Origin of the sequence: Mesorhizobium sp. M0968, from assembly GCF_040319065.1 — a bacterium.
Classification (GTDB): Bacteria; Pseudomonadota; Alphaproteobacteria; order Rhizobiales; family Rhizobiaceae; genus Mesorhizobium.
In genome coordinates this window covers 1-19,346 of the sequence record NZ_JAMYNL010000050.1, presented here as the reverse complement: position 1 = coordinate 19,346, position 19,346 = coordinate 1, and the positions used below count along the sequence as shown (strand labels likewise).

General features: G+C 62.8%; 27 protein-coding genes and 1 pseudogene. 10 read left to right on the top strand and 18 right to left on the bottom strand.

From position 1 onward, the window contains the following. Window positions 1–311 (top strand): TCP-1/cpn60 chaperonin family protein (locus NKH67_RS32880; RefSeq protein ID WP_353032867.1); only part of this gene is annotated, 311 nt, incomplete at its 5' end. 246 nt (window positions 312–557) lie between these two features. Here NKH67_RS32880 and NKH67_RS32875 read toward each other — a convergent pair. After that, window positions 558–1,157 (bottom strand): TetR/AcrR family transcriptional regulator, encoded by a 600-nt coding sequence (locus tag NKH67_RS32875; RefSeq protein ID WP_352503384.1) that lies wholly within the window; start codon window positions 1,155–1,157, stop codon window positions 558–560. A 95-nt stretch (window positions 1,158–1,252) separates the two neighbouring features. Between NKH67_RS32875 and NKH67_RS32870 the strand changes: the two genes are divergently transcribed. Genes NKH67_RS32870 through NKH67_RS32860 form a run of 3 tightly spaced genes read left to right on the top strand, consistent with a single transcriptional unit; the run spans window position 1,253 to window position 3,175 of the window. Then, the gene (locus NKH67_RS32870) at window positions 1,253–2,263 is read left to right on the top strand and encodes a zinc-dependent alcohol dehydrogenase family protein (RefSeq protein WP_352503385.1); all 1,011 of its coding nucleotides are present in this window, start codon (window positions 1,253–1,255) and stop codon (window positions 2,261–2,263) included. 59 nt (window positions 2,264–2,322) lie between these two features. Then, the gene (locus tag NKH67_RS32865) at window positions 2,323–2,772 is read left to right on the top strand and encodes an OsmC family protein (protein WP_352472675.1); all 450 of its coding nucleotides are present in this window, start codon (window positions 2,323–2,325) and stop codon (window positions 2,770–2,772) included. 16 nt (window positions 2,773–2,788) lie between these two features. Then, the gene (locus NKH67_RS32860) at window positions 2,789–3,175 is read left to right on the top strand and encodes a nuclear transport factor 2 family protein (protein WP_352472667.1); all 387 of its coding nucleotides are present in this window, start codon (window positions 2,789–2,791) and stop codon (window positions 3,173–3,175) included. Between the two features lie 25 nt (window positions 3,176–3,200). On the opposite strand, the gene NKH67_RS32855 is transcribed toward NKH67_RS32860, so the two are convergent. Next, window positions 3,201–3,812, bottom strand: a complete 612-nt coding sequence (locus tag NKH67_RS32855) for a LysE family translocator (protein ID WP_352472666.1) — start codon at window positions 3,810–3,812, stop codon at window positions 3,201–3,203. Window positions 3,813–3,898: 86 nt separating this feature from the next. After that, on the bottom strand, window positions 3,899–4,318 hold the full coding sequence (locus tag NKH67_RS32850) for a nuclear transport factor 2 family protein (protein ID WP_352472665.1): 420 nt from the start codon (window positions 4,316–4,318) through the stop codon (window positions 3,899–3,901). Between the two features lie 162 nt (window positions 4,319–4,480). On the opposite strand from NKH67_RS32850, the pseudogene NKH67_RS32845 reads away from it, so the two are divergent. Together NKH67_RS32845 and NKH67_RS32840 are read left to right on the top strand one after the other, a co-directional pair. Continuing rightward, window positions 4,481–4,981: pseudogene (locus NKH67_RS32845) on the top strand (cupin domain-containing protein); the annotation flags it as partial. Between the two features lie 96 nt (window positions 4,982–5,077). Further along, window positions 5,078–5,410, top strand: a complete 333-nt coding sequence (locus NKH67_RS32840) for a helix-turn-helix domain-containing protein (RefSeq protein ID WP_353032870.1) — start codon at window positions 5,078–5,080, stop codon at window positions 5,408–5,410. Window positions 5,411–5,448: 38 nt separating this feature from the next. On the opposite strand, the gene NKH67_RS32835 is transcribed toward NKH67_RS32840, so the two are convergent. The 7 genes from NKH67_RS32835 to NKH67_RS32805 all read right to left on the bottom strand — a co-directional run bounded on the left by NKH67_RS32835 (window position 5,449) and on the right by NKH67_RS32805 (window position 8,959). Next, on the bottom strand, window positions 5,449–5,787 hold the full coding sequence (locus NKH67_RS32835; protein WP_352503402.1) for a YkgJ family cysteine cluster protein: 339 nt from the start codon (window positions 5,785–5,787) through the stop codon (window positions 5,449–5,451). Window positions 5,788–5,837: 50 nt separating this feature from the next. Then, a complete protein-coding gene (locus tag NKH67_RS32830; RefSeq protein ID WP_023722752.1) occupies window positions 5,838–6,002 on the bottom strand; it encodes a hypothetical protein in 165 nt (54 codons plus the stop codon). 1 nt (window position 6,003) lies between these two features. Further along, window positions 6,004–6,411 carry a hypothetical protein gene (locus NKH67_RS32825; RefSeq protein ID WP_352503387.1) on the bottom strand — a complete coding sequence of 136 codons (408 nt, stop codon included), beginning with the start codon at window positions 6,409–6,411 and terminating at the stop codon, window positions 6,004–6,006. Beyond that, window positions 6,411–6,638 carry a hypothetical protein gene (locus tag NKH67_RS32820; RefSeq protein WP_023677608.1) on the bottom strand — a complete coding sequence of 76 codons (228 nt, stop codon included), beginning with the start codon at window positions 6,636–6,638 and terminating at the stop codon, window positions 6,411–6,413. Before NKH67_RS32820 ends, NKH67_RS32825 begins: the two co-directional genes overlap by 1 nt. Window positions 6,639–6,981: 343 nt before the next feature. Beyond that, window positions 6,982–7,191, bottom strand: coding sequence for a cold-shock protein (locus NKH67_RS32815; protein WP_010915421.1), 210 nt, complete (start codon window positions 7,189–7,191; stop codon window positions 6,982–6,984). Between the two features lie 440 nt (window positions 7,192–7,631). After that, window positions 7,632–8,498, bottom strand: a complete 867-nt coding sequence (locus NKH67_RS32810; protein WP_352503388.1) for an SDR family oxidoreductase — start codon at window positions 8,496–8,498, stop codon at window positions 7,632–7,634. Then, complete coding sequence (locus NKH67_RS32805) at window positions 8,498–8,959, bottom strand: RidA family protein (RefSeq protein WP_352503389.1); 462 nt, start codon at window positions 8,957–8,959, stop codon at window positions 8,498–8,500. The genes NKH67_RS32810 and NKH67_RS32805 overlap by 1 nt, the downstream gene beginning before the upstream one ends. A gap of 97 nt (window positions 8,960–9,056) precedes the next feature. On the opposite strand from NKH67_RS32805, the gene NKH67_RS32800 reads away from it, so the two are divergent. Next, complete coding sequence (locus NKH67_RS32800; protein ID WP_352503390.1) at window positions 9,057–9,908, top strand: LysR family transcriptional regulator; 852 nt, start codon at window positions 9,057–9,059, stop codon at window positions 9,906–9,908. Between the two features lie 18 nt (window positions 9,909–9,926). Here NKH67_RS32800 and NKH67_RS32795 read toward each other — a convergent pair whose 3' ends face one another. Then, window positions 9,927–10,682, bottom strand: coding sequence for an SDR family NAD(P)-dependent oxidoreductase (locus NKH67_RS32795; protein ID WP_352503391.1), 756 nt, complete (start codon window positions 10,680–10,682; stop codon window positions 9,927–9,929). Window positions 10,683–10,765: 83 nt separating this feature from the next. Next, entirely contained in the window at window positions 10,766–11,434 is a 669-nt protein-coding gene (locus tag NKH67_RS32790) for a glutathione S-transferase family protein (protein WP_352503392.1), read from the bottom strand. Between the two features lie 147 nt (window positions 11,435–11,581). Between NKH67_RS32790 and NKH67_RS32785 the strand changes: the two genes are divergently transcribed. Next, entirely contained in the window at window positions 11,582–11,761 is a 180-nt protein-coding gene (locus NKH67_RS32785) for a CsbD family protein (RefSeq protein ID WP_352503393.1), read from the top strand. Between the two features lie 63 nt (window positions 11,762–11,824). Here the strand turns inward: NKH67_RS32785 and NKH67_RS32780 are convergent, their stop codons facing one another. Next, on the bottom strand, window positions 11,825–12,955 hold the full coding sequence (locus NKH67_RS32780; RefSeq protein ID WP_352503394.1) for a metallophosphoesterase: 1,131 nt from the start codon (window positions 12,953–12,955) through the stop codon (window positions 11,825–11,827). Window positions 12,956–13,073: 118 nt separating this feature from the next. On the opposite strand from NKH67_RS32780, the gene NKH67_RS32775 reads away from it, so the two are divergent. Further along, a complete protein-coding gene (locus tag NKH67_RS32775) occupies window positions 13,074–13,667 on the top strand; it encodes a hypothetical protein (protein ID WP_352503395.1) in 594 nt (197 codons plus the stop codon). 59 nt (window positions 13,668–13,726) lie between these two features. Here NKH67_RS32775 and NKH67_RS32770 read toward each other — a convergent pair whose 3' ends face one another. Together NKH67_RS32770 and NKH67_RS32765 are read right to left on the bottom strand one after the other, a co-directional pair. Next, complete coding sequence (locus NKH67_RS32770) at window positions 13,727–14,320, bottom strand: TetR/AcrR family transcriptional regulator (RefSeq protein WP_352472654.1); 594 nt, start codon at window positions 14,318–14,320, stop codon at window positions 13,727–13,729. Window positions 14,321–14,506: 186 nt separating this feature from the next. Beyond that, complete coding sequence (locus NKH67_RS32765) at window positions 14,507–15,178, bottom strand: hypothetical protein (RefSeq protein ID WP_352503404.1); 672 nt, start codon at window positions 15,176–15,178, stop codon at window positions 14,507–14,509. Between NKH67_RS32765 and NKH67_RS32760 the strand changes: the two genes are divergently transcribed. Beyond that, window positions 15,077–15,850 carry an NIPSNAP family protein gene (locus tag NKH67_RS32760; RefSeq protein WP_352503403.1) on the top strand — a complete coding sequence of 258 codons (774 nt, stop codon included), beginning with the start codon at window positions 15,077–15,079 and terminating at the stop codon, window positions 15,848–15,850. The two genes, NKH67_RS32765 and NKH67_RS32760, sit on opposite strands and share 102 nt — an antisense overlap. A gap of 48 nt (window positions 15,851–15,898) precedes the next feature. On the opposite strand, the gene NKH67_RS32755 is transcribed toward NKH67_RS32760, so the two are convergent. From NKH67_RS32755 to choX, 3 genes are read right to left on the bottom strand one after another with little or no spacing between them, the layout of a single operon-like run. After that, complete coding sequence (locus NKH67_RS32755; RefSeq protein WP_352503396.1) at window positions 15,899–17,347, bottom strand: amidase; 1,449 nt, start codon at window positions 17,345–17,347, stop codon at window positions 15,899–15,901. Window positions 17,348–17,355: 8 nt separating this feature from the next. After that, entirely contained in the window at window positions 17,356–18,216 is an 861-nt protein-coding gene (locus NKH67_RS32750; RefSeq protein WP_352503397.1) for an alpha/beta fold hydrolase, read from the bottom strand. After that, entirely contained in the window at window positions 18,213–19,148 is a 936-nt protein-coding gene (choX, locus tag NKH67_RS32745) for a choline ABC transporter substrate-binding protein (protein ID WP_352503398.1), read from the bottom strand. Before choX ends, NKH67_RS32750 begins: the two co-directional genes overlap by 4 nt. Window positions 19,149–19,346: the final 198 nt, after the last annotated feature.

Below are 19,346 nucleotides of genomic sequence, written 5' to 3'. Positions count from 1 at the left end.
CGGCCCGTCAGATCGCGGCCAACGCCGGTGCGGAAGCATCGATCGTTGCCGGCAAGATCCTTGAGAACAAGGGCGCGACCTTCGGTTACAACGCCCAGACCGGCGAATATGGCGACATGATCGCCATGGGGATCGTCGATCCGGTCAAGGTTGTGCGCACGGCCCTGCAGGACGCGGCCTCGGTCGCCGGCCTGCTGGTCACCACCGAAGCCATGATCGCGGAGGCTCCGAAGAAGGAGTCGGCTGGCGGCGGCATGCCTGGCGGCATGGGCGGCGGCGGCATGGGCGGCATGGGCGGCATGGATTTCTAATCCAGCCAATCTCGCAAGCTTACGAAAAGGGCGGCAGCGATGCCGCCCTTTTTCGTTGATGTGGCGGAGATTGAGAGGCCGTCCGATCCCAAGTAAGCAGGCGCGTATCCCGCAGGACGCGTCTGTTCGGCTACCATGCCCTTGCTTCCAAGCGTCGCGGCAGCGCAGAACATGAATCGTCGAGCTGCAGCCTTGGCCCTTTTGGCGGAACGCCGCGCCGCCTTCGATGCGATGAAGGCATAAACGTCAATGCACCGCGGCAGTGGCACTCTTGGCCGGCAATGCCCCCTCAATCAGCGCCGCGACCTCATCGGCTACCGCCAGCACCGGGGCGCGGTCGTGGGTGGCGCGTGCGATCACCATCAGTCCTTCAAGCGATGATTCGACCAGCAATGCCAGCGCGTGCGCGCGTCGCTCGGGCACCCCTGCCCTGACGAAGGCCGCCCTGAGCAAGCCTATCCATTGCTCGAAGGCGGACCGGCACAATTCGGCCAGTTCCGGCATGTCGATCGGCGAGTCCAAGACCACGGGTGCGATCGGGCAACCGAGCGTGAACCGATTGTCTTCCAGCATGCGCGCGACCGACTGGTAGATGTGGTGGACAGCCACCGCCGGGTCCTTTTCGGCAGCGAGCGCGGCGTCCAGCCTCTGCGTCACATCGGCGACGCTGTCGCGCGTCACCTCGATGACCAGCTGATCCTTGCCGCCCGGAAAGTGAAAGTAGAGCGAACCTCTCGGTGTGCCTGAGGCGCTCAATATGTCGTTGAGCGAAGTGCCGTGATAGCCGCGCTGCCGAAGCAGGCGCCCCGTGGTCTCGAGTATGCGGGTACGGGTGTCGTTCGCCATGTCAACCTCTGTCAGGAGTGAGCATTATAGACCTTGCCTCGAATATGACAATCGGTCTACATAATATGTAGATCAGTCTACATATCGAGAGGCAAATGCGCAGTTATCGTCTTGAAGGAACCTGCGGGACCAAGTGCCTGGTGATGCGCGACGAGGCGCAGCCGACGCCGAAGCCGCACGAGATCGTCGTGCGTGTCCGCGCCGCTTCGCTCAACCGCCGCGACACGATGATCCTCAACGGCAGCTATCCACTGGCGCCGCGCCAAGGGGTCGTTCCGCTGAGCGATGGTGCCGGCGAAGTCGTTGCGGTCGGCGAGGCCGTCACCCGCTTTGCGGTCGGCGACCGCGTCACCGGCAGTTATTTTGCGCGCTGGATCGATGGCCGCATCAATGCCGGTCTGATCGACCAGCTTGGCTGCACGCTGGACGGGATGCTGGCCGAATACGCCGTGCTCGACGAGCAATGGGCGGTGCGGCTTCCCGATCATCTCGACTGGCATCAAGCGGCGACACTAACCTGCGCCGGCCTGACCGCCTGGAATGCCGTGACGGCGGCCGAAATGCCGAAGCCCGGCCAATGGGTTCTTGTCATCGGTTCAGGTGGCGTCGCGCTATTTGCGCTGCAATTCGCCAAGCTGCTCGGCTGCCGTGTCGTGGCAGTCAGCTCGCGCAACGAGAAGCTGGACCGGCTGCAGGCGCTGGGCGCCGACCTCGTCGTCTCGACCGCCGACATGCCGGAATGGGGTGCTGCGGTACGAGAGCAGACCGGCGGCATCGACCTCGTCGTCGAGACCGGCGGCCCGCCGACCTTCGCGCAGTCGATGATCGCCTGCGCGCTTTACGGGCGCATCGTGCTTCTCACCATACAGGATGCGAAAGGCGGGACGGTGCAGATCCCCGGCCCGGTCTACCAGCGCAGCCTCGCCACCATCAGCCGCCTGTTCGTCGGCAATCGCACCAACCTCGAAGCCATGCTGCGCGCCATCTCGGTGCATCGGCTTAAGCCTGTCATCGACAAGGTGTTCGCCTTCGACAAGGCCAACGACGCCTATCGCTATTTCCAGCAAGGCGACGTCTTCGGGAAAGTGGTCGTCGACAGCGCCTGACTGGTCCGCCCCAAAATCTGATCGACCCCTCAAATCAAAGGAGAGGCACAATGACCATTATGACCATTCGTGAAGCAGAGGCCCAATGGCAGGGATCGTTGAAGGAAGGTTCGGGCCGGCTGAAGCTCGGCAGCGGCGTCTTCGAAGGCGCCTACTCGTTCCCGTCGCGTTTCGAGAACGGTCCCGGCACCAACCCCGAGGAATTGATTGCGGCGGCGCATGCCGGCTGCTTCTCAATGGCGCTGAGCGCCGTCCTCGGCCGCGAAGGTTACACTCCCGCACGCATCCACACGATCGCGAAAGCGCATCTCGGCGCCACCGCGGCTGGACCGACGCTGATGACCCGTATCGAGCTGGAAACCGAGGCAAGCGTCGCCGGGCTGGCGGCGGGGGAGTTCGAGCGGCTGGCGCAGACGGCCAAGGAGAGCTGCCTCGTGTCGCGGGCGCTGGCCGGCGTCGCAGTGATCACGCTCAAGGCCCGCCTCATCGAAACCGCTACCGATCACTGAAGGGAAGGAATATCCAATGACACAGGAACTCGTCATCGACATCGCCGCCGCCAAACGCTCCGCCGAAACGGCCGAGATCATGCGGCGCTACAACGACGTCTTCCAGCGCCACGACCCGTCGGCGCTCGACGATCTGGTGGCGGAAGATTGCGTGATCGAAAACACCACGCCGGCCCCGGACGGCGCCCGCCGCATCGGCAAGGGCGCCTGCGTCGAACTGTGGTCGGCGATCGCAACCGGACCCGGCACGCGCTTCGACATTGAAGAAACTTTCGTCGCCGGCGATCGGGCGACGATCCGCTGGCGCTACTGGATGGGCGACGGCAATTCGCTGCGCGGCGTCAACCTGATGCGCGTGGCGGACGGGCAGATTGTCGAGGCCATGGGCTATGTGAAGGGATAGATTTGAATGCCCGCGACCTTCCTGTCTACCGGTCCGCCAGCGCCAGTTTGGCGCCGAGCATGACAAAGGCTCCGGCGAAGGTACGGCGCATCCAGGTCAGCACCTTTGGCCGCGACACGACATGGCTGCGGATTGACGCCGCGAAAACGCCGTAGCCGACAAAGACCACGAAGGTGAGCAGCATGAAGACGCTGCTGAGCTCCAGCATCTGCGACAGCGCATGCGGTTCGGTGGTGCTGACGAATTGCGGCAGGAAGGCAAAGAAGAAGATCGACAGCTTCGGATTGAGGATGTTGATGAGGATGCCCGAAGTGATCACCTTGCCGGCCGAGCGCGGCGCCACATTTTCGTCGACGCTCAGGCCGCCCTTCTCCTTCAGCGTGTTCCAGGCCATGTAGAGAAGATAGGCGACGCCGAGATATTTCAGCGTCTCGAAGGCGACGGCACTGGTATGCAGCAGAGCCGCGAGGCCGGTGATGGCGGCCGCCATGTGCGGAATGATGCCGAGCGTGCAGCCGAAAGCGGCAATGATGCTGGCGCGCGCACCACGCGAAAGCCCGGCGCTCAGCGTATAGAGAACGCCGGTGCCGGGCGAAGCCACGACAATCAGCGACGTCAACAGAAATTCGATGCTCACGGATGGTCTCCCGGTGCTGGCCCTGCCGCCGGCAGCGTAATCAGCGAAACGTGCGGGCACAAGCCAACCTGAGAGCCTATGCGCATTCAGATCATGCTGTTGGCGTGCAGCTTGCTATCGGCAATAGGCTGCCGAACTTCCCAGTGTTCGACCAGCTTGCTGTCCTTCAGCCTGAAAATGTCGACAATGGCCAGGCCCTCCTCCTCCGGTTCGCGTTTTGCGTGCATGTGCACGATGACGAAATCCCCTTCGGCAAAAATCCGCTTCACCTCTCCCCTTACGAGGGGAAATGACTGTTTGAGCTGCTGCAGATAGGCTTTGAAGCCGTCCGCACCATCCGCAATGTTCGGATTGTGTTGGATGTAGCGTTCGCCAAAATGCGTCGAAGCAGCTTCGATGTTGCCCTGGTTTACTGCTTTGTCGATGAAGTCCAGGACGATCGTTTTGTTGGTCTCGAGCGAATTATGGATCTTGGCTGGAACTGGATTTGATGGTTCGTCACGCATGTTTTTGCTCCGTGAGGTGCCTGCTTCTGCCCGACGTGGACAGGGGCGTCCGCAGGCCGATATTGCCAACATGATCAGCCACGCTTGTGAGATGGTCGATACGCTATTCGCCTAGATTCTTATCCAATCGTCTAATATCGTCATCTGGTTCATTGTCGGAGGATGGTTCTCATGGACGCCTTGTCCGAAGTTCTTGCTTCGCTGAGATTTGGCAGCGCCATGATCGGCAGCGCGACCCTGCATCGGCCCTGGGGCATTTCAGTCGATCCGACAAGGAATGCCGCCATCCACGTCATACAGAACGGCGAATGCTGGCTGCGGTTAGCCGGTGAAAGGGAGCCGATCCGCTTAGGCGAGGGAGATGTCATCCTTGTCGCGAGCGGTATCGGGCATACCCTTTGCAATCCGGCGGATGCACCGACGGCATCGATATCCGCCGTCCTTTCCGCAAATCGGAGCGGACTGGAACCGAAAAGCGAGAGCGACGCGACAACTCTTCTTTGTGCGAGATATTCACTCGACGGCGTCGGGCCATACCCGATGGTTTCGCTGCTTCCTCCGCTGATCCATTTGACCCGAAATCAGATTGGCACCAGCGAGCCGCTGCGGCTTGCCCTGGAACTTCTGCAGGTCGAAGCGAAAGGCGATCTCGGCGGCCACGACATTGTCGCCCCACGCCTTCTCGACAGCACGTTGATCTTCTTGTTGCGTGCCTGGATCGAACATCAGCCACTCGGAACAGGGGAATGGTTTGGCGCCTTGCGCGACAAAGGCATTGCGCAGGCTTTGCGCCTGATCCACGAGCGGCCGGGCAATCCCTGGACCATCGCTTCCCTTGCCAGCGGCGCAGCACAATCGCGGGCCACCTTCGCGCGTCGCTTCGCTCAACTGGTAGGACAGCCGCCGCTATCCTATGTGACCCGGTGGCGGATGAACCTTGCCGCCAGGGCTCTGCGGGAAACGAACCAGAACATTGGTGAGATCGGGCGCGCCGTCGGATATGAATCGGTGCCGTCGTTCTCGCAGGCATTCAAACGGTTGACCGGACGATCACCCGGCCTCTACCGCAGCGACTTTCGCTCATCTGATTGAGGAATTTCAAAAGTGAGACGCCAGCCCGAGGGCCGCCATTACAGCGTCGGCAGTCCGTGAGCCCGGCGCGCCATCAGGCAGTCGTCATCGCCCGGCATGCAGGCGCGGCAGACGTCGGGGCGGATGTCGTAGATGCCGCAGGCCGTTGACTTGCCGACCTCGCCGCACAGTGCCGAACAGCGCGCGCCGTCGCAGCGCATACCGGCTTCGTCGGCAGCCACGTATTTTTGCGGGATAAGGTCGAGCTGCGCGTCATCCTCGGTGGAGAAGCGCGGCCATCTGGACGAGTAGGCGCAGCAGGCGCCACAGGTCTGGCAATCGAAGGCAATCGGACCGACGCCCTCTTGTGGCGACGAAAACTCCTCTGCGACCGCCAGGGCAAGCAGCCTTGGCGCAGATTTCCGGTCGGCATTTTGCTGCAAGGGCGCTATTTCTTCTTGGGCTTGCGCGGCGGTGCTTCCGCCGGCGACCTGAACAGATCAGTGCCCGCTTCGGCGGCTTCGCCGGTTTTTGGCGCGGCCGCCGGCTTGGCCGGCTTCACGGCGGCAGCAGGCGCTGCCGGCTGGCCCTTGGCGGAAAACTTGATTGCCATATCAATCCTCGTCAGAGAAACGCGATGATGGCGCATTCGGATTGCGAAGGCGGCCGATAAGCGCCGAAACGGCCGTGATGTTCATTTCTTCGGGCGACCAGTTCCTGGCTTCCTCGATGTGCCGGGGCGCCAGCTCGCGATGCGTGCTGCCGCTGTAGGCGGCATCCTGAAAGGTCACGCGCTCGCGGGTCTTGGTGTTTTCCCGGACGTATTCGATCAGATAATTGGGGCATTCGGCACGACCGCGCACGCCGAGCCGAACCTGGGCATCGCCGTGGACACGCCTGCAGCGCTCGAGCTTTTCGAGCACGCGCCGGACATATTCGACCGGCTTGTCTAGTTCGCCCACGACATCGGCGATGGTCGAATCTGCGGCGATCGCCTTTTGAGGCACGCGTTTGGTGGCCATCAGCGTTTGCCTGCGCGTTTCGGCGAGGCCGCGAGCGCAACCGCCGCCGCCATGTCGTCGGCTTCCTTCTCCAGGCGCAATTCGCGCAGCCGCGCGGTCTTGGCTTCGCGGGCCTGGCTGACGGCATCCCGTTCGGAATTGATGCGGTCGAGCGACATCGACTGGGTCCGCGTCTTGCTGAAAATGGATTCGGCCTGGTCGCGGGGTTTTTTTGAAGTTGCGGTCAAGGTCTTTCTCCCGGGTCGGAGCACGCCGCCGAAAAGTGGCGAGACTGGTCTTTCGGCCAGGATCCCGCACAAAGCAATACGGCAGCCGGTTTCAAATTGCTGGAACGTCCTTAGCACGTCCGGGCCGTCGAGCAGCGCTCTTTCGGCGGTCGAAGCGCAAAAATGAAAAAGGCCAGGCACCGCCTGACCTTCCATAAGAGCGCCTGCGCATCCCGAGAGACGCGCAAAGAAACGTTCTTCTCATGCGCATGAGCGGGACTTAACATCCCCGCGATCGTGCGCTGGAATTTGCCATTCACCGGTGCCAGTACATCCGTGGTCACCGGTGAGGCTGAATTCCGTTTTAGGCCGCCTTCAACTGGTCGGCGGACATCTTGCCCGACTTGTTGTCGCGGACCATCTCGTAGCCAAGCTTCTGGCCCTCGACGATGTCGCGCATTCCGGCGCGCTCGACGGCTGAGATGTGGACGAAAACGTCGGCAGAACCGTCGTCAGGCTGAATAAAACCAAAACCCTTGGTGGCGTTGAACCATTTAACTGTGCCTGTGCTCATAACGAACCCTTTCCATGGCAAATATTCGTTCGCCGTCATGCGGATGCACAACAACGTTTGTCTCGACTTTGATGGGGGAAGTTCGCCAAAGGCGCGCCTAGGCACGCGGATAACAAAAGTCGGTCAAACAAATATCGACAAAATTCTTATAGACTTCTTTGCGCGTTGTGTCAATTTTTTTGATTTGCCACACTCGCGGAGACGCGCGGCGGCGGCCCGCGCCAGCACATCGGACGGCGAAAGCCGGGCTATTGCCCGCCGAAAAAACCAATCAGCCGGGAACCATTTTGGCGCCGGGGCATTTTTTTCGGTGTCGAAAGCCGTTCTCGAAAGAGCGATCTTGAGAAAAGGCGGACGACAAACAGGACGCCCCCCGCGCAGATAAAAGGCACGAGGGGCGTTCCTGTGATGCGACCATTCGCGCCGCTGCACCCTGCCCCTCACAGCATGGCCCGGCTGAGCCCGCCATCCACCGGCAAAGCCACGCCGGTGATATAGGCGGCGTCGTCGCTGGCCAGGAACGCGGCAACCGCGCCGAATTCGGCGGGGGTGCCGTAGCGCTTTGCCGGGATTTCGGCCTGACTCTCGGCGGCGATCACAGCAGCGTCCACACCCCTGTCGGCGGCGTCCATCGCGTCGAACCGCTTCGTCCGGTCCGTCGCAAAACGGCCAGGCAGCAACAGGTTGACGGTGACGCCGTCCGCCGCCACTTCGCCGGCCAGGGTCTTGGCCCAGCCGGCAAGCGACGCGCGCAACGCATTCGAAGCGGTGAGGCCGGGGATCGGCTCGCGGACGGACGTGGAGGAAACGGCGATGATGCGTCCCCAGCGCCGTGCCCGCATGCCTGGCAGGAAAGAAATGGCGATGCGCATCTGGCTCAGCACCATGCTGGTGAACTGCTTTTCCCAGACGCTCGCATCGAAGACGCTGGCCGCGAAGGGCGGCGGGCCGCCGCCATTGAGCAGGACGATGTCGATCCGCTGATGCTCGTCCTCGATGGCACGGATCAGCCGGGAGACGCTGTCGTTGTCGGAAAGATCGGCGCTGAAGGTCGAGCAGACGGGGCTGGCGGACTCGATCGCGCACCGCGCCGCATCCAGGGTCTCCTTCCCGCGTCCGACCAGGATGATCTCGGCGCCTTTCGCCGCGAGCGCTTCGGCAACGCCGAAACCGAGGCCCTTGCCTCCGCCGAGGACAAGCGCCTTCCGCCCCTCAAGATTTGCGCTAATCAAGCCAAGTCTCCTCCTGGTTTTTGTTTCACTGCGCAGCCTCGGGATCAGGCCCGAGGCCATGCTTTGGGCGTGCATCAGCGAACATGCACGATAGCGTCGGCTTCGACCGGAACATTGGCCGGCAAGCCGGCCATGCCGAGCGAGCAGCGGGCGTGCTCGCCACGCTCGCCGAAAACATGGAGCAGAAATTCGGATGCTCCGTTGCCGACCTCCGAATAGGCCGAAAAGCCGGCCGCCGCATTCACATAGACGGTCAGCTTGGCGAATTTCACGACGCGGTCGAGATTGCCGTCCAGTCCCTTGTCCAGCCAATAGACGATGTTGGCCGCGCAGAGCCGGGCGGCGTTCCGCGCCGCGGCCAGATCGATCTCCCTGCCGACCTGGCCGATCGCAGCGATCTCCTGCCCGATCTCGGGGATCTGACCGGAGACATAGACGATGTCGGCGACCCGAACCGTCGGCGAGAACGGCAAAACGGGCCGCTCAAGCGACGGCCAGGCGACACCGAACTCCTCAAATCTTCTTCTGTAGGACAAGGTGGCTGCTCCTGTTTTCGTTGGCGCGAGCGGACCTTGAATTCAGATCGGGCTTTCGGATAGCCTGATAGTGCTGACACAGCTATCAGGAATTCTTATGACTGGTGATATCGACGTCAGGCTGCTGCGCGCCTTCGTCACCGTGGCCGACACGGGAACGGTGAGCCGGGCGGCCGATCGGCTTGCCCGCACCCAGGCGGCGGTGAGCATGCAGCTTCAGCGCCTCGAGGGTGCAGTCGGAGCCGAGCTGCTGCGCCGTTCGCCGCGCGGCGTGACGCTGACCGAGGCCGGCGAGATCCTGCTCGCCTTCGCCCGCAAGGCCATCGCGATCGGCGACGATGCCAGGCGCGAAATAGAAGGCCGCAGGCTGGTCGGCCGTGTCCGGCTGGGCATCGTCGAGGATTTGGCGGTGACGCGGCTGCCGCTGATCATTGCCGAATTCCGCCGCCGGCACCCCTCCGTTGAGATCGAGCTGACATCGGCCAGCAGCAGCGATCTCAGCAAGTCGCTGGGCGAAGGAAGATGCGACATCGTCATGGCCGATCCGGCGCGCTTCACAATGGCGCCGCGAGGCAATGTGTCACGACAGCTGGTCTGGGCGGCAAGCCGCATGATCGAGATCGATGACGAGGTCGAGCTTCCGCTGATCATCTTCGAAGGCGCCTGCTCCTGGCAGGACAGAATGCTGGCCTCGCTCGCCGAGGCCGGGATCGGCTGGAAGATCGGCTGCCGCGTGTCGACCTTCGCGACGCTGATCTCGGCGCTGAGGGCCGGGCTCGGCATCGGGCTTCTGCTGCAAGAAGGACTGCCGCCCGACTGCCAAAGCCTCAACGGACGCTTCAACCTGCCGCCGGCGGCGATGGCGGATTTCGGCGTCTATCTCGCGAGGGACCCGTCGCGGCTGGTCGAGGAGTGTGGCGATTTCCTGCGAGCGGGATTCGAAGCGTAGCGAAATATCTGACGCCGCTCACCGTTCCTGGTCGGTCGGGCGGATGACGATCTCGTTGACGTTGACGTGTGCCGGCTGGCACACGGCGTAGAGAATGGCCGCGGCGATGTCCTCGGCGGTCAGCGCCTCCATGGCGGCGAGCCGCTTGTCCAGATCGGCCTTGAACGCCGGATTGGTGATGTGGTCGCCGAGCTCGGTGCGCACCAGGCCGGGCTCGATGACGGTGACGCGAACCTTGTCGGCGTAGACTTCGCGGCGCAGCGATTCGGAAAAGCCGACGACACCGAACTTGGTTGCCGCGTAGCCGCTGGCGCCCGGATTGGCGACACGGCCGGCGACCGACGAGACATTGACGATGTGACCCTTGGCGGCCCTCAGATGCGGCAGCGCCGCTTTGGTGACGCCCATCAGCGCCAGCAGGTTGAGCTCGACCATGCGGCGCCAGTCGTCGAGCATCGCCTCGGCGGCCGGCGACAGAAGCATCACCCCAGCATTGTTGACGAGGATGTCGAGGCGGCCCCATTCGGTGACAACCTTGTCGACCATGGCGGTGACATCGTCGTTGCTGGTGACGTCGGCCTCGATGCGGAGCGCCGTGCCGCCGGCCTTTTCGATACGTGCGGCCAGCGCTTCGAGACGATCGGCGCGGCGTGCGGCAATCGCCACCTTGGCCCCGGCGGTTGCGAGCGCCACAGCCGTTGCCTCGCCGATGCCCGAGGAGGCGCCGGTGACGAGTGCGACCTTGCCGGCCAGTGCGGAAGAAACAGAAGTCATTGTGAAGTCTCCAAGGCCCCTGCCCGATCTTCAGATAGGCCGCGGGCCGCGAAGTGGAAGACCAGCTTGCCGGTTGCTCGGCTCTACTCGTCTGGGCCGGGCTCCGGCCAAGGCTCTTTCGCCGCCTCGGCATACCAGTGCCGCATCGCCGGCATCGAAAGCACGGCGTCGACATAGGCGCGGGTATCGGTTGCCAGCGTGCCGCCATAGGTGTCGAAGCGGGTGACGACCGGCGCATACATGGCGTCGGCCGCGGTGAAATGGCCAAACAGAAACGGCCCGCCTTTGCCGTATTTTTCGCGGCATTCGCGCCATAGCCCTTCGATGCGCGCCCGTTGCGCCTCACCTTCGGCGTCGAGCGGCTTGTGGCCTTTCGGCCGGCGCAAATTCATCGGCCAGCCATAGCGGACCTCGCGAAAGCCGGAATGCATCTCTGTCGCCGCCGAGCGGGCCAGCGCGCGGGCGCCGATGTCGGCCGGCCAGAGCTTTTTCCCGGGAAACAGCTCGGCGAGATATTCAAGGATGGCAAGGGTTTCCCAGACGATCCGGACCTCGCCATTCGGCAGCCGATGGTTCAGCACCGGCACCTGGCCGGTCGGCGATATCCTGGCCAGATTGGCCGCGGTCTCGGGCGTGCGCAGGCGCACAAGACCTTCCTCGAACGGGATCTCCAGATACTTCATCGCCAGCCACGGCCGCAGTGACCACGATGAAAAACACTTGTTGCCGATGAAGAGCGTGAATTCAGCCATTGTCCCTCCGGCCCTGTCTATTCGAGCGTTCTGGTGCACCCTATTCTGTCGGCTTCGCGGCCGGAAGCTATCCCAATCGACGGGCAGAACCCGGAACCTAAGCGATCCGCGACCGTTTCTCCAGGCGAACGGTTCAGGAGATGCGAGATGGTGAACAAGGATCAGGTTGCCGGCGTTGCCAAGCAAGCCAAGGGCGCCGTCAAGCAGGCCGCCGGCAAGACCACCGGCAACAGGCGCACCGAGGCCGAAGGCGATGTCGACAAGGCCACCGGCAAGATGCAGAAAGCCTATGGCGACGTAAAGGACAAGGCCGGGAAGGCGCTCTGATCGTGCCTCGTTGGGGCAGCGAAGAAAGGCGGCGGGTGCCGCCTTTTTCATGCTCGCTCAACTTCAGAATGTAAGGCTTTTGATGAAGGCGTTGGTGAAAGTGACCTCGCCGTGGTTGCCGGTGGCCTCGCCCAGAACCACTTCCATACTATTGCTGGTCACCCGCGCCAGCGCGAAACCGCCCATGAAGGCCGCCTTCGGCTTGAACAGATCGAGCCCGTCACGGCGATAGATCATCGGCGTCGCGTGCTGGTGGCCGTGAAAAATGCCGACGACATTATAGCCCTTCAGCGCAGCCAGCAGCGCCTGCCTGTCAGCCTCGCTCCACCAATGCGGTGGACCCGTGCCGCCATCGTCGAACGTTCTTTTGCCGGCGTTCCATCTTTCGATCGAAAAATCGTCCCAGCCATAGTGCTGGAACAGGATGACGGGGCGCCCATCGCCGGCATAGGTCGCCAGATCCTGCTTCAGCCATGGCAGGCTGCTGGCGGAGACATGGGCGGTATCGCCGGCGAAGCGGTGCGTCTGGACAAGATGCAGGCCGCCCCAATCCCACGAATAACAGTCGGTCGCGACATCGAAGGCAGTGGCCGGCACCGGCGGCTTGAAGAACACGCCGGGGCGGTGGTTGACCTCGACGTAGTCGCGCATTTCGCGGCGGTACCAGTCGACATGCGAGCGCGGGCCGTTCTGGTCGAGGTCGTGGTTGCCGAGGCCGACATAGACCGGCATGTGCACGCGGTCGGGGCCGACGCCTTGCTGGTAGCGCTGGCTGAACTGAAGCAGCTGCGTGCCCTCGCTGGGCTGGGTGATCTGGCCGCCGCCGTCATCGGTGATGTCGCCGCCAACGACGAGGCCGATCGGCGTGCCGATTCTGCCTTTTGAGCGCAGGCCGGTGGCGACGCCATCGACTTCGGCCGGCCATTGTCTGTCGCCGATGCCATTGAGTGCGGCGACGTTGCGCAGCAAGGCGTCGTCGGTCTTGCCTTGCTGCTCGCAATGCGGGCTCAACCCGCTGGCCATGCGGCAGGCATGGACGTCGGCAATGAACAGGAAAGTGGCGTCGATCGGCGGGATGCGCTGCCCGGTCTGGCCGAAGGCCGGGCGCGAAACGGCGCCGGCCGCGGCAACGGCCGCTGCCTTCATCAGGAACCTGCGCCGGGAAACAGGCCGGGCGGGAATGCGATACATCATGCGCTAAAATTCAGCACGACGCGGACCGGCAGTCCAGTTGCTCGCAAAGTATGTCGACACGTTCTCCCAGGTCTGGCATTGCTTTCGGCATTCAACTTGCGCGGGCAGAGAGGACGCCATGAAAACTGCATCCATCGGTATGACAATGGCGATTCTGGCGGTGACGAGCGCAGCGCATGGCGCCGGGTGCATCGACGCCAAATCGGCCAAGGCCGGCTTCATTCTCGAAAGGCCCGGCATCCACAGCGAATTTCGCCCGGCGGCGGGCGGAATGGTGGCGGTTGCCAACAAATACCAGTCGCAATCGCCGCAGTCGCAGTACCTGTTCGGCGGGCTGATCGAGGTGTTTCGCGACAGCAGCACGGGGCAGCTGGCGATGATCCCGTTTTCCGATCTCAGGAAGGTGTTCCCGCTGAAGGCGGGTGCCAAGAGCAAGATCGTGTTTGCCCGTCTTGCACCGAACAAGCCGCCGAAGGGCACCGAGACGCTGGAGATCAACGTCAAGGGCAAGGAGACGTTCAGCCTGGGTGACTGCAAATACTCCGTACTCGCGGTCAAGCAGACGATCAGGAGCGAGGCCGGCGAGACGCGGGACGAGTTCACCGCGCTTTACGCACCCGACCTGCAGGCAGTTGTGGCCAGGCGCTATGACGAGGGCACTAGCGCCGAAAGCGTGGTCGCCTACGAGCTGATCAAGCCGCTGCCGAATTAAGAGCTCGGCCTCCCGCCTCGGTCGCGATATCAGCGACTGCGGCCTCTGTCCTGCCAGCGTTAAAGCGCTCTGTGCAGTATCCTGCGACGTCGCCTCGTGACTCCCTGTTCCAATGCCATCAGGCAATCGCGCAGCACGCTTGCGTCCTGCGCGGTCTTGGCCATCGACATGGCGCCGGAATAGCTGGCGACAGCCAACGCTGCGAAGCGCTGCGGATCGATGCCCTGTTCCCGGCCCGCCTGCTGGTCGGCCCTGATCTTGTCGGCGATCGCCTGACGCCAGGTAGAAAAAATGCTGGCAAGGGCAATGCGGAAATCCGGATCGGCAAGCGACAGTTCATGCGCCAGGTTGTTGAGCGGGCAGCCGCGCACGAAACCCTGCTGCTCCAGCTCCGCCGCGACGGCCGCGAACACGGAGCGCACGCCCTCGCGCGCTGAGGGAGCCATCCGCACCGGCGCGATCCATGTCTCTTCTACGGCGGCGGCGACCCGCTCCTCGATCACTGCGAGCGCCAGCGCCTTCTTGGTCGCGAAATGGTGGTGCAGCGCGCCGCCGGTGACGCCCGCCGTCGCCATCAGGTCGCCCATGCTGGACGCATGATAGCCGCGTGCCTGAAACGCCTCCTCGGCGACATCGAGCACCTTTTTGCGCATGCCTTCGGGGTCGTTGGTGCGTTTTTGAGCCCGCGACCTTGGGCGAGCGGATATCTCTGCTGACATCTTCACACGATAGCAGATTGACAAAACAGGACAACCGGTCTGTTTTGTAAAACAGCCGGTAGGGTTTGCTTGGCGCGACGCCGCCAACGCCCAGTGATCGATTCGGACGAGGCGCTGCTTCTACTCTTTCATGAACCAATCAATATTCAGCGTGCCTCTTCGCCACTCCGTTGCGGTCACATCGCCACTTAAACTAACCACCGACGATTTCGCGTCTCTTGCGAGGCTCTTCAAATCGGCAAGAGCCATTTTTTCTTCGAGTGGCAAAAGGTGCCCGGCACTCCAGAACCTGACATTTTCGTCTGTATGCCTCAGGGTTCCCAACAGAAAAGATCGGCCACGATCAGGTCGGTTCCTGATCTCTCTTATTGCGCGGATTAAGCGGTCGTGAGCAGCATTCGATCCTTTGACATCCCCCATTTCAAGTAGTTGACGGTGCAATATGGCAGCCTCAACGTATTCTCTTTCGGGGTCCCTTGGCGCTTCTGGCTGCTTCGCATCGAGCACCTTTTTGCGCATGCCTTGGGGGTCGTTGGTGCGTTTTTGAGCCTGCGACCTTGGGCGAGCGGATATCTCTGCTGACATCTTCACACGATAGCAGATTGACAAAACAGGACAACCGGTCTGTTTTGTAAAACAGGATGACTGTCCTGTTTTGGAGATTAAGCGATGAACCTGCCTTTGAACGCCGTGCCTAAATCCGATCTGCTCGCCTCGCCCGTCGTCGAACTCAGGCAATACACGCTGAAACCCGGCAGGCGCGAGACGCTGATCGGCATCTTCGACGGTCACCTGATCGAGGGCCAGGAAAGCGCGGGGATGACCATCATCGGCCAGTTCCGCGATCTCGACCGGCCGGATATGTTCGTCTGGCTGCGCGGCTTCGACGGTATGGAAGCGCGGAAAAACGCTCTGACCGCCTTCTACGACGGGCCGGTCTGGGCTGCGTGGCGCGACGCCGCCAACGCCACGATGATCTCATCCGACGACGTGCTGCTGCTGAAGCCGGCCTGGCCGGGCGCGAACCTAGACCTCTCGGGATCGAAACGATTACCCCAGGCGAACCTCGAAAAACCGAGCGCAAGCAGCGATTTGCAGGCAATTGTTGTCATCAGGATTCATCATTTGCAACCGGGCCTGGAAGCCCGTTTCGCCAACGACTTCCAGACCGCGGCCCTTCCGGTGCTCGCCGCATTTGGCGCGTCGCCGCTCGCCGCCTTCGTTACCGAGCATGCCGAAAACAGCTTTCCGCGGTTGCCGGTGCGGGCCAGCGAAAACGTCTTCATCATCATCACCGGTTTCGACAGCACCGAAGCGCATGCCCGCCATGAGGCAGCCTTGGCTGCCTTCCCGAGATGGCAGGAATTGGAGCAGGCCGCGCAGTGGGAATTCGCCAGGCCCGTGGAGGTTCTGCGCCTGGCGCCGACGGCGCGGTCGCTGCTCGGACAGCCAACGCCGGCGTGACCAATGCCGTTGAAAGCCACCTATGTGCACTGAACCCCCCTGTCTGGTTCACACCTGAAAATGCCTGGCATGGATCACCTGGTAACGCGTGGTCCATGCGGTTGCCTGCTCCAGGTCAAGGCAAACGCGCAGCAGCCGGTGATCCTCGTTCTTGCGGCCAATGAGCTGGATGCCAATCGGCAGGCCGTCTTTCGACTGGAAAAGCGGCAGGCTGGCGGCCGGTTGGCCGGTGACGTTGAAGATTTCTGTGAAAGGCGCAAAGCCGTAGGCCCGGCTCGCCCAAGCCTCGTAATCGAAGAGAGCACCATCGCCATGGATGGCGCCAAGCCGGGGCGTAGGCTCGGCCGTCGTCGGCGTCATGATCAGGTCGAACCCATCGAACGCCATCGCCATCGCCAGCGAAGCGCTGTGCACACGGTCCTGCGCCCTGAGATAATCGGCGGCCGAGGATCGCCGAAAACAGTCGAGCGCGTGACGAGTCAGGCTTTCGATTTCGCCGGCCCCCGGCATCCGCCCGATCTCGTCGGCGCGCTCGTCAACCAGCCGCGCGACCTCCGACATCCAGAAGATGCTCCAGTCCGCTTCGGCGCTGGCTTCCCGCGGGAAACGCGCGTCTGTGACCTCGTGCCCCCTGTCCTCGAGGAGGATCATGGCTTCCTGGAATCTTGCCCCGATCTCGGACGCGACGGGCGTGCCGTCCGGCCGGCGCGCCAGGCATGCGATGCGCAGACGCTCGCCGGGCGAAGACAGCCAGTCCAGGTAGGACGGCACCGATTTGGACACGGAGTAAGGCGCTCCTTGTTCTGGACCGGCAGTCATGTCCAGCATGGCGGCGCTGTCGCGAACGGTGCGGGACAGGACGTTCTCGGCGTAGAGCCCGGCGCCGACCTGACCTCGACCAGGCCCGACAGGCATGAGCCCGCGCGACGGCTTCATGCCGAACACGCCGCAACAGGCAGCCGGCACCCGGATCGATCCGCCGATATCGGAACCGTGGGCGACCGGCACCATGCCGCTCGCCACCGCGGCAGCAGCTCCGCCGCTTGAGCCGCCCGCCGTCAGCGAAGGATCCCAGGGGTTCGAGGTGGGGCCGCGAAAGCTGGGTTCGGTGACGAAGTCGTTGGCAAATTCAGGCGTGTTTGTCTTGCCCAGCAAGATCAGACCGGCGGCCCGCCAGCGCCGGACGATCTCGCTGTCGGGCTTCGGCGCGGCATCCTTGAAGTAGAGCGACGAGTGCGTCGTCGGCCACTCCCATACATTGACGCCGGTGTCCTTGACCAGAAAAGGAATGCCGGCGAGTGCCGCCTGCCGGTTGCAGCTTGCCGCAACGGAAAGCGCCCGGTCCGCATCGATCAGCGTCACGGCATTGAGGGCGGGATTGATGCTTTCGATCGCTTCGATAGCCGCCTCGACGACCTCGACGGCCGACAATTCGCCCGAGCGAACATGCCCGGCCAGGGCGACGGCATCCAACGCCACGTATTCGGAAAGATTCATGACTGCTCTCAGCCCGGACTACCGGTCGCTTCGGCTGTCGGCTGGGGTCCAGCTTTGGTACCGATCTTGAAATACCGGCCGATGGCTGCCGCGACCAATGCCGGATCCTCCCAGTGCGGGTTGTGTCCGCATCGCACCGCGCTCACGAAAGCGGCGCTAGGGATTTCTTCGAGGAGCCGCCGTTGGTGCGTTTCGTCGAAGAGCAGGTCGTGCGCGCCAGCAATGACAAGCGCCGGCAGGCGCAGCATGCGCGCCTTGTCGGTCAGATCGATGCGCCGAACCTGCTCCAGGATTGCGCGCCAGAGTGCCGCCGGCATGGCTGACGCCTCCTCCGCAGTCATGGTCAGGAATTCCGCTGGAACCTCGGCTTCGCAGGCATGCCAATAGTCATAGAACGGATCGGCCGGCGATATCGGGTCTCGAAGCGCCCGCACACCAATGGTCATCGGGTGATCCTCACCGATCTGCGGCCGTAGCGTTCCGGCCATCAGCACCAGGCCGCCGATCATCTCGGCGTAGCGTGCGGCTGCCTCGATCGCCACCATACTGCCCAGGGAATGCCCGACCAGAACCGGCCGCTCGAGCCGCAATCGCTCGATCAAACTCGCCACATCTTCCGCGAAATCCGCTGGGGCGAAGCCGCGTGTCCCGGCCGGCGAGGCGCCATGCCCGCGCAGGTCTGGAATGACAAGCCGGCGCCCGGCGAGATGCGGCGCCAGCAAGGAGAAGCTGCGGCTCGTGTCGGAGAAGCCGTGCACCAGCACCAGCGCGGGCTCCTGCCCGGCGATTTCGACGAAGGCCGTTTCAGTGCAGCCGGCACCGACCTTGCGCTTGCGGCCGCTCCAGCCCGCCTGATCGGCCGATATCACAGGCCGAGCTGCTGCTTGACTGCATCGAGCGCGGGCTTGCCATCGAATGTGGTGACACCGGCAAGCCAGGCGCCGAGCCTATCCGGATTCTCTTTGAGGGCCTTCAGGCCGGCTTCCTCCGGCTTCATACCGTCATTGATGAGATAGCCCATGCCGAGATTTTCGAAATCGATATCGAAGGCGAGGTTCTTCAGCAACTGCCCGACATTCGGGCATTGCTGCAGATAGCCCTTGCGCACCTGCGTCGTCACCGTCGCGGCGCCGAAGTTCGGGCCGTAGAACTTGTCGCCGCCGCTCAGATATTTGAAGTCGTACATCGTGTTCATTGGATGCGGCGCCCAGCCCTGGAAGACGATGAAGCGCTTTTCCTTGATCTCGTAGCCGACCTCGGAAAGCATGCCGGCTTCACTCGATTCGACGACCTGCCAGCCATCGAGGCCGAGCGACTTATCGGCGATGGCGTCCATCATCAGCTGGTTGGAGCCCGGCTCGATGCCGTACATCTTCCTGCCGAACTTGTCGGCGAACCTTTGCAGGTCGGCAAAATCCTTGACGCCGGCCTCCCACACGTAAGTCGGCACGGCAAAGGTGTATTTGGCGCCGACGAGATTGACGCGCACATCGTCTACCGAGCCGTCCTTCTTATAGGGCTCGTAGTAGGTGATCATCGCCGGATCCCAATAGCCAAGGAACACGTCCAAATCATTGTTCTTCAAGGATTCATAGATGACGTTGATGCCCAGAAGCGAGCTTGCCGGCTTGTAGCCGAGCGCATCGAGCAAGACGCTGGTGACACCGGTGGTGAAGGCAAGGTCGTTCCATCCAGGCTCGGCCATGCGCACGACCTTGCATTGCTCAGGTTCAGCCGCAAAGGCCGGCCGGATCGCCAGCAGGACGCAGAGCGAGGCGCCTATTCCAAGGCTACGAAGCATTTCGGTTCTCCTCATTTCACCAACGACGTTGACCATTCGGTTTTTAAATTGTCCCAACGGTCAATCATTGATCTCGGCGGACAAAAATGTCAACGTCGGTTTTCGATGCATGGTGGGGTGGACGGCGCCCGACGGCATCGGATGTGCCAGAATGAGTTCGTTGAGATCTCAAACAAGGGAGCCGTCCGTGGAACACCT

What these genes read in the sequence shown, in the direction of transcription:
- NKH67_RS32875 (WP_352503384.1), bottom strand. Translation starts at nt 1,157, where the DNA reads ATGGCGAACGACACCCGTACCCGCATACTCGAGACCACGGGGCGCCTG.
- NKH67_RS32870 (WP_352503385.1), top strand. Translation starts at nt 1,253, where the DNA reads ATGCGCAGTTATCGTCTTGAAGGAACCTGCGGGACCAAGTGCCTGGTG.
- NKH67_RS32865 (WP_352472675.1), top strand. Translation starts at nt 2,323, where the DNA reads ATGACCATTCGTGAAGCAGAGGCCCAATGGCAGGGATCGTTGAAGGAA.
- NKH67_RS32860 (WP_352472667.1), top strand. Translation starts at nt 2,789, where the DNA reads ATGACACAGGAACTCGTCATCGACATCGCCGCCGCCAAACGCTCCGCC.
- NKH67_RS32850 (WP_352472665.1), bottom strand. Translation starts at nt 4,318, where the DNA reads ATGCGTGACGAACCATCAAATCCAGTTCCAGCCAAGATCCATAATTCG.
- NKH67_RS32830 (WP_023722752.1), bottom strand. Translation starts at nt 6,002, where the DNA reads ATGGCAATCAAGTTTTCCGCCAAGGGCCAGCCGGCAGCGCCTGCTGCC.
- NKH67_RS32825 (WP_352503387.1), bottom strand. Translation starts at nt 6,411, where the DNA reads ATGGCCACCAAACGCGTGCCTCAAAAGGCGATCGCCGCAGATTCGACC.
- NKH67_RS32815 (WP_010915421.1), bottom strand. Translation starts at nt 7,191, where the DNA reads ATGAGCACAGGCACAGTTAAATGGTTCAACGCCACCAAGGGTTTTGGT.
- NKH67_RS32810 (WP_352503388.1), bottom strand. Translation starts at nt 8,498, where the DNA reads ATGCACGCCCAAAGCATGGCCTCGGGCCTGATCCCGAGGCTGCGCAGT.
- NKH67_RS32800 (WP_352503390.1), top strand. Translation starts at nt 9,057, where the DNA reads ATGACTGGTGATATCGACGTCAGGCTGCTGCGCGCCTTCGTCACCGTG.
- NKH67_RS32795 (WP_352503391.1), bottom strand. Translation starts at nt 10,682, where the DNA reads ATGACTTCTGTTTCTTCCGCACTGGCCGGCAAGGTCGCACTCGTCACC.
- NKH67_RS32790 (WP_352503392.1), bottom strand. Translation starts at nt 11,434, where the DNA reads ATGGCTGAATTCACGCTCTTCATCGGCAACAAGTGTTTTTCATCGTGG.
- NKH67_RS32785 (WP_352503393.1), top strand. Translation starts at nt 11,582, where the DNA reads ATGGTGAACAAGGATCAGGTTGCCGGCGTTGCCAAGCAAGCCAAGGGC.
- NKH67_RS32780 (WP_352503394.1), bottom strand. Translation starts at nt 12,955, where the DNA reads ATGATGTATCGCATTCCCGCCCGGCCTGTTTCCCGGCGCAGGTTCCTG.
- NKH67_RS32775 (WP_352503395.1), top strand. Translation starts at nt 13,074, where the DNA reads ATGAAAACTGCATCCATCGGTATGACAATGGCGATTCTGGCGGTGACG.
- NKH67_RS32770 (WP_352472654.1), bottom strand. Translation starts at nt 14,320, where the DNA reads ATGCGCAAAAAGGTGCTCGATGTCGCCGAGGAGGCGTTTCAGGCACGC.
- NKH67_RS32755 (WP_352503396.1), bottom strand. Translation starts at nt 17,347, where the DNA reads ATGAATCTTTCCGAATACGTGGCGTTGGATGCCGTCGCCCTGGCCGGG.
- choX (WP_352503398.1), bottom strand. Translation starts at nt 19,148, where the DNA reads ATGCTTCGTAGCCTTGGAATAGGCGCCTCGCTCTGCGTCCTGCTGGCG.